Source organism: Neisseria sp. P0021.S007, from assembly GCF_051956855.1.
Genome location: NZ_JBQCXA010000005.1, coordinates 85,473 through 100,737, shown reverse-complemented (window position 1 = coordinate 100,737; position 15,265 = coordinate 85,473). Strand labels below are relative to the sequence as shown.

Genomic DNA, 15,265 nt, shown 5'->3' with positions numbered 1-15,265 from the left:
ACCGGCATGAACAAGAAAGCAAGCAATGAAAAAAACGACCTACACACCTTACAGCGCAGACAACGACGAAATCGACTTCGGCCAACAGCTGCGAGTAATTTGGACAAATAAATACAAAATCCTCGCCGCCCTGCTTGCAGGCGGCATTCTTGGCGCAGCCTTCAGCCTGGCATCCACTCCGCAATACCGTGCCGATGCCATGCTGGAAATTGAAACGCGACAAAACCAAATCCTGACCGAAATCAACAGCATCTTCAACAACCAAACCACGCCGTCTGAAGCAGAAGTCGAGTTGGTTCAATCACGCTTGGTGCTGGGTAAAACCGTTGACGACCTTCAGCTTGACCAAGAAGTCAAAGCCAAATACACACCCGTTATCGGCAGCCTGATGCACAACATCAGTGGCGACCCCGATCCCAAACTGACCGTCGGCAGCTTTTCCGTACAAGACGAATGGTTCAACAAAACCTTCACACTGACCGCCAAGAGCAACAAAGCCTATACCCTTACCCTGCCTGACAAACGCGTTGTCGAAGGCAAGGTCGGCGTGCCTCTGAAAATCAACAATCAAACCACCCTCAAAATCGATCAAATCCTGGCTAATCCGGGTCAAGAATTTGCGTTAACCAAGTTCTCCCGCATCAGCGCCATCGAAAACATCCAAAACAAACTGGCTGTTATCAGCAAAGGTAAAACCAGCCCCATCATTAACCTTACCTTTACCGGCACCGACCCTAAACGTACCAGCGTCATCCTCAACAGCATTGCCGACAACTACGTTGCGCAAAACCGCGAACGCGACGTCCAAGTCGCATCCAGCGGTTTGGCCTTCATCAGCGAAGAATTGCCACGCTTGAAAGAAACCTTGCAAGACGCTGAAAACAAACTCAATGCCTACCGCCAACAATCAGGCTCTCTCGACATTCCGCTCGAGTCCAAAGGCGCATTGGAAAGCCTGACCGGCATCGAAACCCAAATTACCCTGCTCAAAACCGAAGAAGCAGGTTTGGCCGAGCTGTACACGCCGGAACACCCTTCCTATAAAGCCGTATTGGACAAACTTGCCGTCCTCGAACGCGCTAAAAACAAAATCAACCAACAAATTGCCGAGTTGCCGAACACCCAACAAGAAGTTATCCGCCTGACCCGCGACGTAGAAACCAACCAAGCAACCTACGTCCAACTGTTGAGCAAACAACAAGAACTCAACATCATGAAAGCCAGTGCACAAGGTAATGTTCGCATCGTCGATTATGCCTATGTCCCTGAAAACCCCGTTGCCCCGCGCAAAGCCGTCATCACGCTCCTGAGCGCACTTGCCGCAGGCTCATTGACCGCTTTGTGGCTGATGATTCGCAACCGCATGAAAAACGGCATTACTTCATCCGAAGAAATCGAAAACCTCAATTTGGAAGTCGTCGCTCTTGTTCCGCACTCCAAAACCCAGCAAAAACGCGACTTCTTCAAAAACAAATTCAAAAAAACCGGCGGCCGTTCCAACTATCTGCTGGCCAGCGAAGACCGCGCCGACACGGCAGTCGAAGCCATCCGCGCCCTGCGCACCAATATCTACTTCTCCATGCTGGACGCGCCTAACAACGTCCTCATGATTACCGGTGCCGCGCCTGAAGCAGGCAAATCCTTTATCTCTGCCAACCTCGCCACCGTAATGGCGCAGTCAGGCAAACGCGTTCTGCTTATCGATACCGATATGCGCAAAGGCTACCTCGACCGACTCTTCGGCCTTACCCCCGAGTTCGGCTTGTCTGACATCCTCAACGGCAAAGCAGCTCCGGCAAAAGCCGTACAAGAGACCGGCATTGAAAACCTCCACCTTATCAGCAGCGGCAGCTATCCTAGCAATCCGTCCGAGCTTTTGATGGACAACCGTTTCAACGAATTGCTCGCCCACGCGCGCCAACGCTACGATTATGTCATCTTGGACACGCCGCCCGTATTGGCCGTTACCGACGCCATCATCATCGGCCAACATGCCGGCACCGTCCTTATGATTAGCCGTTATGCGCACACGCGTGCACGAGAGCTTGAAGCCAGCGTCGAACGCCTCAAACAAAACCACATCAACATCAAAGGTGTTGTCCTCAACGGCATGAAGCGCGAAGCCAACAACAGCTACGACTACTACGCCTACGATGCCTACCATTCCGGTAACAATAAATCATAAACCGAAGCAGGCCGTCTGAACTTTCAGACGGCCTAAGGCTTTTTAAACAGCACAAAATATTTTTCACAAACGCCGCCCTTGCACCCCAAAGCCGTTTGTTTTAAAGTAAGCCCCGTTCCCATATGGAAGAGAAACATGAAAATTACCGTCATCGGCGCAGGTTCGTGGGGTACAGCTCTCGCGTTGCACTTTGCGCACCACAACAATGAAGTTGCCCTTTGGACACGCAATCCCGACCAAATCCGCACCCTGCAAGCAGATCGCGAAAACAAACGCGGCCTGCCCGGCTTCCCTTTCCCTGAGTCCCTGACCGTTCACGCCGATTTGGGCGAAGCGCTGAAAGACAGCCAACTTGCCCTGATCGTTACCTCCGTAGCCGGCCTCAGAAGCAGCGCCGAGCTGCTCAAACAGCATAACGCCGCCGATATTCCCGTTCTCGCCGCCTGCAAAGGTTTTGAACAAGATACCGGCCTTTTGACTTTCCAAGTACTGAAAGAAGTCCTACCTAACAATAAAAAAATCGGCGTTCTCTCAGGTCCGAGCTTTGCCCAAGAACTTGCAGCCCAACTGCCTTGCGCCGTCGTGTTTGCTTCCGAAAACAAAGACTGGGTGGAAGAAACTACTGCCCAACTGAACACCAACGTAATGCGCCTGTACGGCAGCACCGACGTCATCGGTGTCGCAGTGGGCGGTGCCGTTAAAAACGTCATGGCAATTGCCACCGGCCTTTCAGACGGCCTCGAATACGGCCTCAATGCACGCGCAGCCTTAGTAACACGCGGCCTTGCCGAAATCACCCGCCTTGCCATCGCCATGGGCGCACAACCCAAAACCATGATGGGCTTAGCAGGCATCGGCGACCTTATCCTGACCTGTACCGGCGCACTCTCGCGCAACCGCCGCGTCGGCCTAGGCCTCGCAGAGGGTAAAGAGTTGCATCAAGTGCTTGTCGAAATCGGCCACGTTTCCGAAGGCGTCAGCACCATTGAAGAAGTCTTCAACACCGCCGCCAAATACCAAATCGATATGCCCATCACTCAAACCCTGCTGCAACTCATCCGCAAAGAAATGACCCCGCAGCAAGTCGTTGAACGACTGATGGAACGAAGCGCGCGCTTCGAATAAACGGTCGCGCCGTCTGCCATTCAGACGGCCTGACGCACAATATGGCGGCCATCAGGCCGTCTGAAGGGAAACACATGAACCAATCACTGAACAATCTGGAAATCAACGTTTACCAACTTGTCCAAAAATTTGAAACGCTGGTTTCAGAAAACCGCCGTCTCAACGAAGAAATCGACAGACTCAAACTCGAGCAAGAGCAACAAAAACGCCAACACGACGCGGCCATTGACGAACTCAGCGAAGCCTTGCTGGTTCAAGTCGGCAAACTCAAAGAGGACCTGCAAAGCAAAATTGACAACCTGACTGCCGAAAAAGAAAACTACCGCAACGCGCTGGCCCAAAGCGCAGACCAAATCCGCAGCCTCATTACCCGATTGCCCCAAGAAACACAACAATAAAAGGATGCCCCGTGAGTATCGAACAAGTCAATCTCGACATCATGAATGTCAACTTCACCATCAACACACCGAGTGAAGAAAAAGCCACCCTTCTGCAAGCCGTTGAAATGCTCAACAAGAAAAGCGATGCGATTAAAGAAAGCGGCCGCATCGTCGGCACAGACAAAATCGTCGTCATGGCAGCCCTCAACGTCGTGCACGACCTCTTGAAAACCACCCTCAACGACGATTTGGCAATCGGTGAATTTGAGCGTAAAATAACCGACATGAACAACGCGTGCCAAAAAGCACTGGCGCGCTTGGAGCAAAACTGATTTCCCCCTTTTCCCTGCGGTGTTCGCGAAGGCATATATTCCTTTGAACCAATACGTTCGCTTTAGGTTGCCGGGAGCTGTAGTGGGCGCGAGCGTCCGTTTATTGGACGCACCCGAAACTACCCGAGGTGACCGCCTTGTCAGCAAGGTTCAAGCGGATTCAGCCTAAACGGCACTCGTGGGGATTCCCTAAAAAAAGCCATACCGACAGGTGTGGCTTTTCCCTTTCCAAGTAAAGACTTTCGTAAAGATTTCCGGCCGTCTGAAAAAACCGCATATTCATGCATCAAACACACTCAATTAAGATTGACAAAAACCAATCTCCTCTTTAAAATCCATAACTTTCTATATATATCTGGATTCCAACCATGAAAACCTTCTCTGCAAAACCCCACGAGGTGAAGCGCGAATGGTTCGTCATTGACGCAGAAGACAAAGTTCTGGGTCGTGTCGCAGCCGAAGTCGCACACCGTCTGCGCGGCAAACACAAACCCGAATACACCCCTCACGTTGATACTGGCGACTACATCATCGTCATCAACGCAGACAAACTGCGCGTGACCGGTGCTAAATTCGAAGACAAAAAATACTTCCGTCACTCTGGTTTCCCAGGTGGCATCTACGAGCGTACTTTCCGCGAAATGCAAGAGCAATTCCCAGGCCGCGCTTTGGAACAAGCCGTAAAAGGCATGTTGCCTAAAGGTCCTCTGGGCTACGCCATGATCAAAAAACTGAAAGTGTACGCTGGCGCCGAACACGGCCACGCTGCACAACAACCTAAAGTTTTGGAACTGAAATAATAAGGACACGACATGAACGGTAAATACTACTACGGCACAGGCCGCCGCAAAAGTTCAGTGGCTCGTGTATTCTTGACTAAAGGTACCGGCCAAATCATCGTAAACGGCCGTCCCGTTGACGAATTCTTCGCACGTGAAACCAGCCGCATGGTTGTACGTCAACCTCTGGTTCTGACTGAAAATGCCGAATCTTTCGACATCAAAGTTAACGTAACCGGTGGCGGCGAAACCGGTCAATCCGGCGCCATCCGTCACGGCATTACCCGCGCCCTGATCGACTTCGACGCAGCCCTGAAACCAGCCCTGTCTCAAGCAGGCTTCGTTACTCGCGATGCTCGTGAAGTTGAACGTAAAAAACCTGGTTTGCGCAAAGCACGTCGCGCAAAACAATTCTCCAAACGTTAATACGTTTTCAGAATCGAATCAAAAAGCCTTGCTCTGCAAGGCTTTTTTCATTTATAAAACAATAATCCAATATCCTCCGCAATATATGATGAAAACCCTGCTCCACTACGCCAAATCATTGCTTCAGGCCGTGATTATTTTCATTTTGCTCTCCTTGATTGTCGACTGGGTACGCAAGCCTAACCAGCCCTTACAATCAGCGGCACAAACCATTACTTTAACCGATGGGCAAACCACTTCCCTTCAATCCTTCAGCCAAAATCGGGTTGCCGTCGTTTATTTTTGGGGTAGCTGGTGTCGTATTTGTTCATACACATCATCAACCATAGAAAAACTGCACCAAGACAATATCCCAACATTGGGCGTAGCCTTGCGCTCCGGAAGCGACACGGACATTGCCCACCATATGCAAGAAAACAACCTATCCTTTCCAAATTTCAATGATTCAGACGGCCTGATGGCTCAAAAATGGAATATAGCCGTCACACCGACCATTATCATATTAAAAGATGGCAAAATGATTCATCACACATCCGGGCTTTCTAGCTACATCGGCTTAAAAATCAGAATTTACTTAGCAGACATCTTCGGCTAAATTCATTGAAAATCCACCAAAAATAGAAAATCCAAAGAATCATCTTCGCCGAATATTTTTATCCTATTCCACTTCATAAATAAATAAACTATCTCTTTCCCGATAACATATGATTTTGTTGAGATTATAAAGAAAATAGACTAAGATATAACCATAAGAACAATTGGAAACATTATTATCAAAACAAACTGTTAGAGATCTTCATCTAATATTGTGGCAGTGATGCTTTTGTTCCCATGACCCGGCTGCCGACGGCAGCCTTAAAACAGCAATATTCGCCTTTATCAATCTACCTCACGCTTCAACGGTTTGATTTTTGATAACACCGGAGACTTAGTAATGCCCAACCAATCTAAACATGCATCTATCAATATCGGTCTGATTCAGGCACGGGAAGCATTGATGACCCAATTCCGCCCTATTCTGAACCAAGCCAATATTACTGACCAGCAATGGCGTATCATCCGGCTCTTAGCGGAAAACGGCACACTCGACTTTCAAGATTTGGCCAATCAGGCCTGCATCCTCCGTCCCAGCCTGACCGGCATTCTGACCCGCTTGGAAAAAGCAGGTTTGGCCGTGCGCTTGAAGCCTTCCAACGACCAACGCCGCGTTTATCTGAAACTGACGCCCGAAGGCGAGAAACTCTATGAATCCACCGGCGCATTGGTTGACGAGCGCTATGACGCAATTGAAAAAGTCCTCACCAAAGAAAAAATGGCACAACTCAAAGAACTCTTGGCAGAGCTGGCAAAAATCGAACAGGCATTAAAATAAAGCGAGCCGGATGACAGATTCAACACACACACTCAAGAGATCTTTCCGAGATGCCATGGCCTCCTGTGCCGCCGGTGTACACGTTATCACGACAGACGGTGAAGCAGGGCGCTATGGCATTACTATGACTGCCGTAACTGCCGTTACCGACGAGCCGCCGACGGTCATGCTGTGCATCAACCGCCAATCCGCCATCATTCCCATCCTGCAAGGCAACCGTGATTTGTGTATCAACACACTCAACGACGGCCAACAGGATGTTGCTGAACACTTTGCCGGATTGACCGACCTCTCGCCCGAAGAACGCTTTGAATACCATATTTGGCATAGAGGACAAACCGGACAGCTAGAAGTCGAAGGCGCGCTGGCGCACCTGCACGGCAGCATTGTCGATCAACGCGAAATCGGCACGCATTACGTCTTTTTCGTTCAGATCAATGAAATCCGCAATACCGATACGCAAGCGCCGGCATTGCTGTATTTCCGTAGGCAATTCAAATCTTTGGCATAAATAAAGGTCTCATGCCGTCTGAAACATCGGTTTCATTTTTTCAGACGGCCTGAGACCTTTTCTGTTTCACACATTATAGGCACACCCATGAAAGCAATGATACTGGCCGCCGGTCGCGGCGAACGCATGCGCCCCCTGACCGACCACACGCCCAAACCCTTACTCGAAGTAGCAGGCACGCCGCTTATCGGCTGGCACTTACGCCGCCTGCGGAAGGCCGGCTTTACTGAAATCGTCATCAACCATGCCTGGCTTGGCCAGCAAATCGAAGACACCTTGAAAGACGGTTCAGCCTACGGCGTACACATTGCCTATTCTCCCGAGCGCGCCGGAGGCCTGGAAACTGCCGGAGGCATTGCCACCGCCCTGCCGCTTTTGGGCAACGAGCCGTTTTTGGTCGTCAATGGCGACGTGTTGACCGACATTGATTTCCAAGCTGCACGACTGGCTGCCCAGCGCATGCAGGAACACAACCTTCTCGCCCATTTGTGGCTGGTGGACAATCCACCCCATCATCCCGAAGGCGACTTCGGCCTGCTTTCAGACGGCCTGGTATCCGCATCATCCTCAGACGGCCAGGCCCTGACTTTCAGCGGCGTGGGCGTTTATCATCCCGCGCTTTTCAAAGATACCCCGGCGCACCAGGCTGCCAAGCTTGCCCCTCTGTTGCGTCAAGCTATGAGCCAAAGCCAAATCAGCGGCGAACACCATAACGGCCTTTGGCTGGACGTCGGTACAGTCGAACGCCTGCAAGAAGCTGACCGTATCGCCCAATGCTGGTAAAACAAAAGGAACGTATCCGATACATCCCTTTCAATATCAAAGGCCGTCTGAAAATATTGGTCAACCCATTTTTCAGACGGCCTCAATCTATCATCAAGCTTTAGCCAATTTCTTTTCTTTATTCATTCCTAACAAGCCATTAACAATCATCACGCACAATCCCGACCAAATCAGGCCATAGCCGATCAATGCGCCTTTTTGCACCGGCTCGCCCAGCCATACAATCGACACAATAAAAAGCAATACAGGCTCCAAATAGCTCAACATGCCGAACACTGCCACCGGCAGCAACTGATTCGCCTTCAAATTCAACTGCATGGATATTGCACTATTAAAACCCAGCAACACAATAAAAAAGATTAAAACCGGTTTGGCCGCAATCATCGCCGGCGTATCCGTTGCCAGCAAAATATACGCCAACGCAAACGGCGTAATCATCAATAAATCAAAGGTCAGCCCGATTAAGGAAGGCACGCCCAGCTTGCGGCGCAGCAGATAATAAAACGGATAAGTACCGAACACCCATACAGTCGTCCACGAAAACGCGCCCGACCGCACCAATTCACATGCCACGCCTGCACACGCCAAGATTACCGCCACCCTCTGCAACCGGTTCAAACGCTCTTTAAACCAAATCCGTCCACCCAGCATCATCACCAAAGGAAACAGGAAATAACCCATGGCAATGTTTACTCCTTCCCCATTGACCGGCCCCCAGACAAACAGCCACAACTGGCTGGCAAATATCGGCGTCGGCAATACAATCAGCAGCCACCGTTTCCAATCCCGGCCGACTCCATAAGCAAAACGCATTGCCGCCAGCCAACCGCTGACCATCGTCATCAGCACGCACAAAGCCGACAGCATGGCGACCATGCGCCAGGCAAACACCTCCGTCCCCGTCATCGGCCTCATCCACATACCGTACAGAAACAGCATGGAAAACAACAAATTGGACGCTATCGCAGCCAGCAAACCTTTGGATAAATTCGTCATTTCAGACGGCCTTTTGCAATCAATCAAAGTTAATATTGTAGAAAAAACGGATGAAAAAATTACTCATCTTTTTGAATGAAGTTTTACCGTAAACATCCGTTTCATTAAAGGCCGTCTGAAAACCATGTTTTCAGGTTTTCAGACGGCCTTTCATTGCATCAAAGCAGTCTAATGCATCAACCCTGCTTCACAATATCCGACAGCGGCCAGCGCGGCTTGACATTGAATGCGCCGACAGCCTGACGCTCGGCAAGACGCATCGCGCCGGCAAAGGCAATCATTGCTCCGTTGTCGGTACAATATGCCATCGGCGGGAAATAAACATTGATTTTTTCTTCCTGCGGCTTTGGTTTGCCTTTTTCAGATGGCATTTTGACGGTTAAGCGCGAAAATTCATCACGCAGCTTCCAGTTTGCACCCACACCGCCGGCAACCACCAAAGTTCTGAAGCCGGTATCCAACAACGCTTTTTTGGCTTTGGCCGCCAACACGTCAACCACCGCATCTTGGAAAGCGCGGCAAATGTCGTTACGTGTCTGCTCGGGAATTTCATCGTTGCCGGTTTCGGCGCGGACTTTTTCGACAGCGGTCAAAACGGCTGTTTTCAAACCGGAAAAGCTCATCTGCAAATCGTGCGAATGGAGCATAGGACGTGGGAATGTGAAGGCATCAGGCGTGCCGAGTTTGGCCAGCTCGGATAATTTGGCACCGCCGGGATAAGGCAAACCTAAAAGCTTGGCCGTTTTGTCGAACGCCTCGCCTGCCGCATCATCCACGCTTTCACCCAGCAAGGTGTAATCGCCGATACCGCGTACAGCCATAAATTGTGTATGCCCGCCCGACACCAGCAAAGCGACAAATGGAAATTCAGGCTTGTCGTCTGCCAACAAAGGCGAGAGCAAATGGCCTTCAAGATGGTGGACAGGGATAACGGGCTTACCGATGGCAAATGCCAAGGCGTTGGCGAAGCCTGAACCGGCCAGCAATGCGCCGCCCAAGCCCGGACCTTGCGTAAAGGCAACCGCGTCGATGTCGGCATAGCCTACGCCTGCTTCCTTCAAGCAACCTTGCGTCAACGGCACGACACGGCGGATATGGTCGCGACTGGCCAATTCGGGGACAACGCCGCCGTATTCGGCGTGCATCGCCATTTGTGTGTGCAAATGATGCGCCAACAGGCCGCGCTCGGTATCGTAGAGCGCAACGCCGGTTTCGTCGCAAGATGATTCAATTCCTAATACCAACATGGTTTGAGGCCGTCTGAAAAAATGATTAAAAACGATTCAGACGGCGTTTTCTCCGAAAACGGAAAAAGGCCGTCTGAAATAAAGTGCGGAATAAGCGGTTTACAAAGTGCCGTAAGAATGCAGGCCGCTCAAGAACATATTCACGCCGATAAAGGCAAAGGCGGTAATGACCAGGCCGATGACTGCCCACCAAGCCAACACCCTGCCGCGCCAGCCTGCCACCAGCCGCAAATGCAACCAAACAGCGTAATTCAGCCAAACGATGAATGCCCAAGTTTCTTTCGGGTCCCAGCTCCAATAGCGACCCCACGCAGAGGCTGCCCACAATGCGCCGAGAATGGTGGCAATCGTGAAGAATAAGAAACCGACAGCAATCGCTTTGTACATAACTTCTTCAATGACTTGCGAGTGCGGCAGCCATGATTTTTTGCCCGCATCTTCTTTTCTGAGCGCCAGCAGTTCGGCAATACCCAGCATGGCAGCGATACAGAATGCGCCGTAGCCGATAAAGTTGGCCGGAACGTGGATTTTCATCCACCAAGACTGCAAAGCCGGAATCAGCGGCTGAATGGCATGAGCCTCGCGTGAAACGCTGTACCATAAGACAAATCCGACCACAATTGCCATAAAGCTGAAGACAAAGCCACCCAGTTTTTGTACGGCAAAACGGCCTTCGTAATAGAGGTACATCAGTGCCGTAATGACCAAGAACAAGATAAATACTTCGTAAAGGTTGGAAACCGGAATATGGCCGGCATCGGGACGCAGCAGATAGCTTTCATGCCAGCGTACCAGCAAACCGACAAAGCCCGCCATCGCGGAAACCCACGCAAACACGGTACCCATGCCCAAAAGCGTATTGGACGACACATTTTTGCGCACCGCCGCTATCGCGCCGACGATATAGGCAAACAAGGCAAAGAACACAAACGCGCATTGCCACATAATCGCCGACTGGCTGCTTAACAGATATTTGAGCAGGAAACCGTCTGCGTGTTTGATGTCACCGCCATACAAATCAACGGCCAAATACGCCAAGCACACGCCCAAAGGGATAAACCAGCGCATCGGTTTGAAAAACCAACCCAGAAAAACGGCAATACCGGCACTCGCCCACAAAATCACCATTTCGTAGATGTCCATGTGCAGACCGGCTTGGGTTTGGGCAATAAACGCACTGATGGCAATCAGCAGTGCGAATGCCCAGTCGAAGAGGTTGAGGTTTCGGATAAATGATTTGTGTGTCAGAAGCTCATGCTCGGGCAAGGCCTGATGTTTGTTATTCATGGTTCAAATCCTTGGCAAGCTGCTGCAATTGCCGTGTGTGTTGCGGAAATTCTTTCTGCAAGTCGCGTTCGTTGCGGCTGGAAGACATGGCAAAACGGATACGGCCGTCTGAAAACAGCAGCCAAGCACGTTTTTCACGGATATAGAACATAAACACCGTGCCCAACACCAGCAATACCGAACCCAAATACACCAAGAATTCCCCCGGAGAACGGGTCATCTGCAATCCGGAAGAGCGCACTTCGGAATAGCCGTCCAATTGCAGCAACATCGGCGCAGGATACTCGGTTAAACCGGTGTACGCATCCATTGCATGCAGCAGGAAGCGGTTGCGTTTTTCATCTTGCGGCCAAGCCGGCAGGTTGTATGTACTGATCGTGTCTTCCAAAGCGGCATTCATCACGCCATAGAGCATCTCATAGAAATAGCCCTGCATTTTTTCCTGCTGATCTTTGGGAATGTTGGTGGTAACAAATTCGTCCAAAGCCAAATAGCCGCCTTTGGCAAAAATCGACAAAGTATTTTCCGCCGCCGCCATGAATTGCTCGCGGATTTCGGCGGGTGCGCCTTTGACGGCGTTGGCAACGGTTTTACGGCGTGCCGCATCGTCTTTCAAATATTGGCGCAAAGCCATAAAGGTATCGATTTTACCGTTTTTATCCATTGGAATGCGCAACCAGCGGTATTGCTGCGCCAAGCCGCTGCGCGTGCCGGTAATGAAGAAATAGTCTTCATCTTGTTTTACCGGCAACATATAGTTTTTATATTCGACCGCCTGCCCTGCTTTGTCGCGGATGCGGTAAACGATAGATGGGCCAATATTGGTGTATTTTTTGCCTTCCTGACGGACAGAACGAACATCATTGATGGCGGATTTCAGGTTTTGCTCTTTTTCAGACGGCTCGCTCATGTCTTCGACGTTCATCGAAGTAAACTGGTCGAATTCCAATTTATAAGAAGCCTTGCCCAAATCCAGCGGAAACTCGCGCATTGAAGTTGCTTTGAGTTTGACCGGAGTACGGTCGGCATCAGCCAGATTCCACGCTTTAAACGTCAAGTCTGAGCCGCCGTCGGCAAAACTTGCCTGATAAACCGTAATACCGTGCAGCGTCAAAGGATAGTTGACGCGGATGGTGTGTTCGCTGACTTTGCCGGTTGCCTTGTCCGTGACTTCCAAGTCGCTGGCGAAATCGCGCGGCATACCGGTATCGTAAAAATCAATATGGAATTTCTTCAATTTGACGGAAAACGGCAAGTCTTGCACGAGCATGCCGTTATCCGCATTCAGAAATACCACGTCCGCGCTCTGACCTTCCGAAATATTGACATTGCCCCTAAACGACAAATTGGACGTACCCAACACGCTTTCGGGCTTAAAGTCTTTGGCGTAAACCGCCGTATTGTCCGGCACGACCCGGCCGGTGAGCATACCGATTTTCAGCAGAATATTGCTGTCTATCAAACCGCCCAAACAAATCACAATCAGCGCGGCATGGGCAAAGATATAGCCCCATTTGTTCATCGCGCCTTTTTTCGCCGCCACCAAAACCGAACCGTCTTCACGCGTAACGGTTTTGCAGCCATAACCTTGTACTTCCAAATACCGTTGTGCGACTTCGGGCGTCACCTGTCCGTCTAAAACGATGGAATGGCGCATTGCCGCCAGCGATTTTTCCTTCGCGTTTTCACGGAACGAACGAATCTCGCGCAAAAACGGCGGAACATTGCGAATCAGGCACAATCCGGTGGAAATCACCAAAAACATCATGATGACAACGAACCACGCCGAGGCATACACGTCGTACAGGCCCAAAAAGCCGAAAATCTGCGACCAAAACGGGCCGAATTTCACCAAATAATCGACTTGCGGCTGGTTTTGCTGCAAGACCGTACCGATAATCGAAGCCACGCCCAACAGGCTGAGCAGGGCAACGGCAAAACGCATGGAGCTGAAAAAGGCAAACCATGGTCTACGGATAAGTGGGACGGATGATGAAGATTTACTCATATCTCAAATGTCGGCTTGGGGCAACCCGATCGGTAGAACGGACTGCTATGACGTGTGATGCGAAAGGAAGAATATTGCATATTGCAGTAAAAATCTTGCCGTCGCTATTTGAAAAAACCAATCAGGCTTATCGGTTTATATTGGCTAAGGCCGTCTGAAGGGTTTTCAGACGGCCTGTATCAATAAACTCGTTTCAGAACGAAATTTAGTGCAAACCTTGAATGAAGTTGGCTACTGCGTTCAACTCTTCTTCGCTCAGGCGGTTGGCAATATCGGCCATGATAGCGTTTTTACGTTGGCCGGATTGGTAAGCTTTCATTTGCTCGACAACGTAAGCTTTGTGTTGGCCGCCCAAACGAGGATAGGCTTGGATTTCAGTACCGCCGCCCGGGATACCTGCGCCGCTAGGGCCGTGGCAAGACATACATGCCGGCAGTTTTTTAGCGCTCAGGCCGCCGCGATAGATTTTCGCGCCCAGCTCTGGGTTTTCTTTAGGATTGGCTTCGCCCGGTTTGCCTTGTTGTTTGGCGTAGTAGGCGGCAGCGTCGCGGATGTCTTGTTCGGACAAGTTCATCACCATCGGTTTCATCACGCCGGCAGCACCGTGGGTACGGGTACCGTCTTTGATGGCCATGGTTTGACCGTAGGTGTAGGCCGCAGCCTGACCTGCCAGTTTAGGATAAGTTGCGATACCGCTGTTACCATCGGCTGCGTGACACGCCGCACAGATAGTAGTCGCTACCTGTTTGCCTTTTTCAGCATCTGCTTTAGGGGCAGCGGAAACCGCACCGGCAGCCAATACCAAGGCCAATAAAGTCAATCGTTTCATGGAGTGCTCCTGATTACAGCATTGCGTACCGCGTCAATGCCTTTTTTATACTCAAATACCGGGGAATTTTCCCGATTAAAACCGATAATTCTATAAACGTGCTATTCTATACCAAGTTTACATTAAATTACTACTCAAATTACCAAACTGCTGCAACATAAATGCCCGATACAAATTATGATGTTGCAGTTTTGTTTCCATGCAAGGAAATACTGATGAACCTTTTTCAAAATGCTAAATTCTTTACAACGGTCAACCATCTGAAAGACCTGCCCGACACGCCGGCCGAGATTGCCTTTGTCGGCCGAAGCAATGCCGGAAAATCCAGCGCCATCAATACTTTAACCAATCATGTGCGCCTTGCCTACGTTTCCAAAACACCGGGCCGCACCCAACACATCAATTTCTTTGAACTGGAAAACGGCAATTTCATGGTCGATTTGCCCGGCTACGGCTACGCGCAAGTACCGGAGGCTATTCGTGCGCACTGGGTCAAACTCTTGGGCGACTACCTGCAACAACGCCGCCAACTGATCGGCCTGATTTTGATTATGGACTCGCGCCATCCGCTCAAGGCTTTAGACATTCAAATGCTGGACTTCTTCCACATCACCGGCCGCCCTGTGCATATCCTGCTGTCAAAAGCAGACAAGCTGTCTAAAAACGACCAGATTAAAACTTTGGCGGCGGTAAAAAAATCACTCAAACCCTACACCGACCGTCAAAAAATCAGCGTTCAACTGTTCTCCAGCCTGAAAAAACAAGGCATGGACGAAGTCAATCAAGTGGTCGGCTCATGGTTTGACGCGCATCGCGAAGAAATCGAGAATCTTGCAGGCGAAACATCGCCTGAATGATTGTAAAACAAGGCGGAATAAGATGAGTTGACCAACCGCAAATCTTATTCCATCATTTGTTTTCTCACCATCGCGTTTACCATTTAATTCGGGGGCATGTCTCACACATGCCTTTTTTTCATCACGCTTTTTTGTTTTCACACGCAAA

Annotated in this window: 16 protein-coding genes and 1 other RNA gene; 12 read left to right on the top strand and 5 right to left on the bottom strand. The window is 50.3% G+C overall.

Translation table 11 applies throughout. The features are described from left to right. Positions 1–25 precede the first annotated feature (25 nt). The 11 genes from ACTHUR_RS07865 to murU all read left to right on the top strand — a co-directional run bounded on the left by ACTHUR_RS07865 (position 26) and on the right by murU (position 7,893). A complete protein-coding gene (locus ACTHUR_RS07865) occupies positions 26–2,185 on the top strand; it encodes a polysaccharide biosynthesis tyrosine autokinase (protein WP_004520879.1) in 2,160 nt (719 codons plus the stop codon). A gap of 135 nt (positions 2,186–2,320) precedes the next feature. Continuing rightward, complete coding sequence (locus ACTHUR_RS07860; protein WP_004520880.1) at positions 2,321–3,310, top strand: NAD(P)H-dependent glycerol-3-phosphate dehydrogenase; 990 nt, start codon at positions 2,321–2,323, stop codon at positions 3,308–3,310. Positions 3,311–3,384: 74 nt separating this feature from the next. Next, positions 3,385–3,708, top strand: coding sequence for a hypothetical protein (locus ACTHUR_RS07855; RefSeq protein WP_039862529.1), 324 nt, complete (start codon positions 3,385–3,387; stop codon positions 3,706–3,708). Positions 3,709–3,719: 11 nt separating this feature from the next. Next, positions 3,720–4,022, top strand: coding sequence for a cell division protein ZapA (locus ACTHUR_RS07850; RefSeq protein ID WP_003681511.1), 303 nt, complete (start codon positions 3,720–3,722; stop codon positions 4,020–4,022). Positions 4,023–4,030: 8 nt separating this feature from the next. Beyond that, positions 4,031–4,211: non-coding RNA, 6S RNA (gene ssrS / locus ACTHUR_RS07845), on the top strand. Between the two features lie 179 nt (positions 4,212–4,390). Further along, entirely contained in the window at positions 4,391–4,822 is a 432-nt protein-coding gene (gene rplM, locus ACTHUR_RS07840; protein WP_003684605.1) for a 50S ribosomal protein L13, read from the top strand. 12 nt (positions 4,823–4,834) lie between these two features. Further along, a complete protein-coding gene (rpsI, locus tag ACTHUR_RS07835; protein WP_003681515.1) occupies positions 4,835–5,227 on the top strand; it encodes a 30S ribosomal protein S9 in 393 nt (130 codons plus the stop codon). Positions 5,228–5,315: 88 nt separating this feature from the next. Further along, positions 5,316–5,822, top strand: a complete 507-nt coding sequence (locus ACTHUR_RS07830) for a protein disulfide oxidoreductase (protein WP_049336945.1) — start codon at positions 5,316–5,318, stop codon at positions 5,820–5,822. 339 nt (positions 5,823–6,161) lie between these two features. Further along, positions 6,162–6,599 carry a homoprotocatechuate degradation operon regulator HpaR gene (hpaR, locus tag ACTHUR_RS07825; protein ID WP_004520883.1) on the top strand — a complete coding sequence of 146 codons (438 nt, stop codon included), beginning with the start codon at positions 6,162–6,164 and terminating at the stop codon, positions 6,597–6,599. 10 nt (positions 6,600–6,609) lie between these two features. After that, complete coding sequence (gene hpaC, locus ACTHUR_RS07820; protein WP_049336944.1) at positions 6,610–7,110, top strand: 4-hydroxyphenylacetate 3-monooxygenase, reductase component; 501 nt, start codon at positions 6,610–6,612, stop codon at positions 7,108–7,110. 87 nt (positions 7,111–7,197) lie between these two features. After that, positions 7,198–7,893, top strand: coding sequence for an N-acetylmuramate alpha-1-phosphate uridylyltransferase MurU (gene murU, locus ACTHUR_RS07815; protein ID WP_004520885.1), 696 nt, complete (start codon positions 7,198–7,200; stop codon positions 7,891–7,893). Positions 7,894–7,986: 93 nt separating this feature from the next. On the opposite strand, the gene rarD is transcribed toward murU, so the two are convergent. The 5 genes from rarD to ACTHUR_RS07790 form a co-directional block, all read right to left on the bottom strand. Next, positions 7,987–8,889, bottom strand: coding sequence for an EamA family transporter RarD (gene rarD / locus ACTHUR_RS07810; protein WP_039862520.1), 903 nt, complete (start codon positions 8,887–8,889; stop codon positions 7,987–7,989). A gap of 176 nt (positions 8,890–9,065) precedes the next feature. Further along, positions 9,066–10,136, bottom strand: coding sequence for a tRNA (adenosine(37)-N6)-threonylcarbamoyltransferase complex transferase subunit TsaD (gene tsaD / locus ACTHUR_RS07805; protein ID WP_004520888.1), 1,071 nt, complete (start codon positions 10,134–10,136; stop codon positions 9,066–9,068). Positions 10,137–10,235: 99 nt separating this feature from the next. Next, positions 10,236–11,423, bottom strand: a complete 1,188-nt coding sequence (ccsB, locus tag ACTHUR_RS07800; RefSeq protein ID WP_004520889.1) for a c-type cytochrome biogenesis protein CcsB — start codon at positions 11,421–11,423, stop codon at positions 10,236–10,238. Next, on the bottom strand, positions 11,416–13,368 hold the full coding sequence (locus ACTHUR_RS07795) for a cytochrome c biogenesis protein ResB (protein WP_049344298.1): 1,953 nt from the start codon (positions 13,366–13,368) through the stop codon (positions 11,416–11,418). Before ACTHUR_RS07795 ends, ccsB begins: the two co-directional genes overlap by 8 nt. Before the next feature lie 268 nt (positions 13,369–13,636). After that, the gene (locus ACTHUR_RS07790) at positions 13,637–14,260 is read right to left on the bottom strand and encodes a c-type cytochrome (RefSeq protein WP_003684518.1); all 624 of its coding nucleotides are present in this window, start codon (positions 14,258–14,260) and stop codon (positions 13,637–13,639) included. Between the two features lie 215 nt (positions 14,261–14,475). Here ACTHUR_RS07790 and yihA point away from each other — a divergent pair, with 215 nt between their 5' ends. Further along, a complete protein-coding gene (gene yihA, locus ACTHUR_RS07785) occupies positions 14,476–15,117 on the top strand; it encodes a ribosome biogenesis GTP-binding protein YihA/YsxC (RefSeq protein ID WP_036492739.1) in 642 nt (213 codons plus the stop codon). Positions 15,118–15,265: the final 148 nt, after the last annotated feature.

Bases quoted from the DNA above. Each gene is read 5' to 3' on its own strand.
- ACTHUR_RS07865 (WP_004520879.1), top strand. From the start codon at position 26: ATGAAAAAAACGACCTACACACCTTACAGCGCAGACAACGACGAAATC.
- ACTHUR_RS07860 (WP_004520880.1), top strand. From the start codon at position 2,321: ATGAAAATTACCGTCATCGGCGCAGGTTCGTGGGGTACAGCTCTCGCG.
- ACTHUR_RS07855 (WP_039862529.1), top strand. From the start codon at position 3,385: ATGAACCAATCACTGAACAATCTGGAAATCAACGTTTACCAACTTGTC.
- rplM (WP_003684605.1), top strand. From the start codon at position 4,391: ATGAAAACCTTCTCTGCAAAACCCCACGAGGTGAAGCGCGAATGGTTC.
- rpsI (WP_003681515.1), top strand. From the start codon at position 4,835: ATGAACGGTAAATACTACTACGGCACAGGCCGCCGCAAAAGTTCAGTG.
- ACTHUR_RS07830 (WP_049336945.1), top strand. From the start codon at position 5,316: ATGAAAACCCTGCTCCACTACGCCAAATCATTGCTTCAGGCCGTGATT.
- hpaR (WP_004520883.1), top strand. From the start codon at position 6,162: ATGCCCAACCAATCTAAACATGCATCTATCAATATCGGTCTGATTCAG.
- hpaC (WP_049336944.1), top strand. From the start codon at position 6,610: ATGACAGATTCAACACACACACTCAAGAGATCTTTCCGAGATGCCATG.
- murU (WP_004520885.1), top strand. From the start codon at position 7,198: ATGAAAGCAATGATACTGGCCGCCGGTCGCGGCGAACGCATGCGCCCC.
- rarD (WP_039862520.1), bottom strand. From the start codon at position 8,889: ATGACGAATTTATCCAAAGGTTTGCTGGCTGCGATAGCGTCCAATTTG.
- tsaD (WP_004520888.1), bottom strand. From the start codon at position 10,136: ATGTTGGTATTAGGAATTGAATCATCTTGCGACGAAACCGGCGTTGCG.
- ccsB (WP_004520889.1), bottom strand. From the start codon at position 11,423: ATGAATAACAAACATCAGGCCTTGCCCGAGCATGAGCTTCTGACACAC.
- ACTHUR_RS07795 (WP_049344298.1), bottom strand. From the start codon at position 13,368: ATGCGTTTTGCCGTTGCCCTGCTCAGCCTGTTGGGCGTGGCTTCGATT.
- ACTHUR_RS07790 (WP_003684518.1), bottom strand. From the start codon at position 14,260: ATGAAACGATTGACTTTATTGGCCTTGGTATTGGCTGCCGGTGCGGTT.
- yihA (WP_036492739.1), top strand. From the start codon at position 14,476: ATGAACCTTTTTCAAAATGCTAAATTCTTTACAACGGTCAACCATCTG.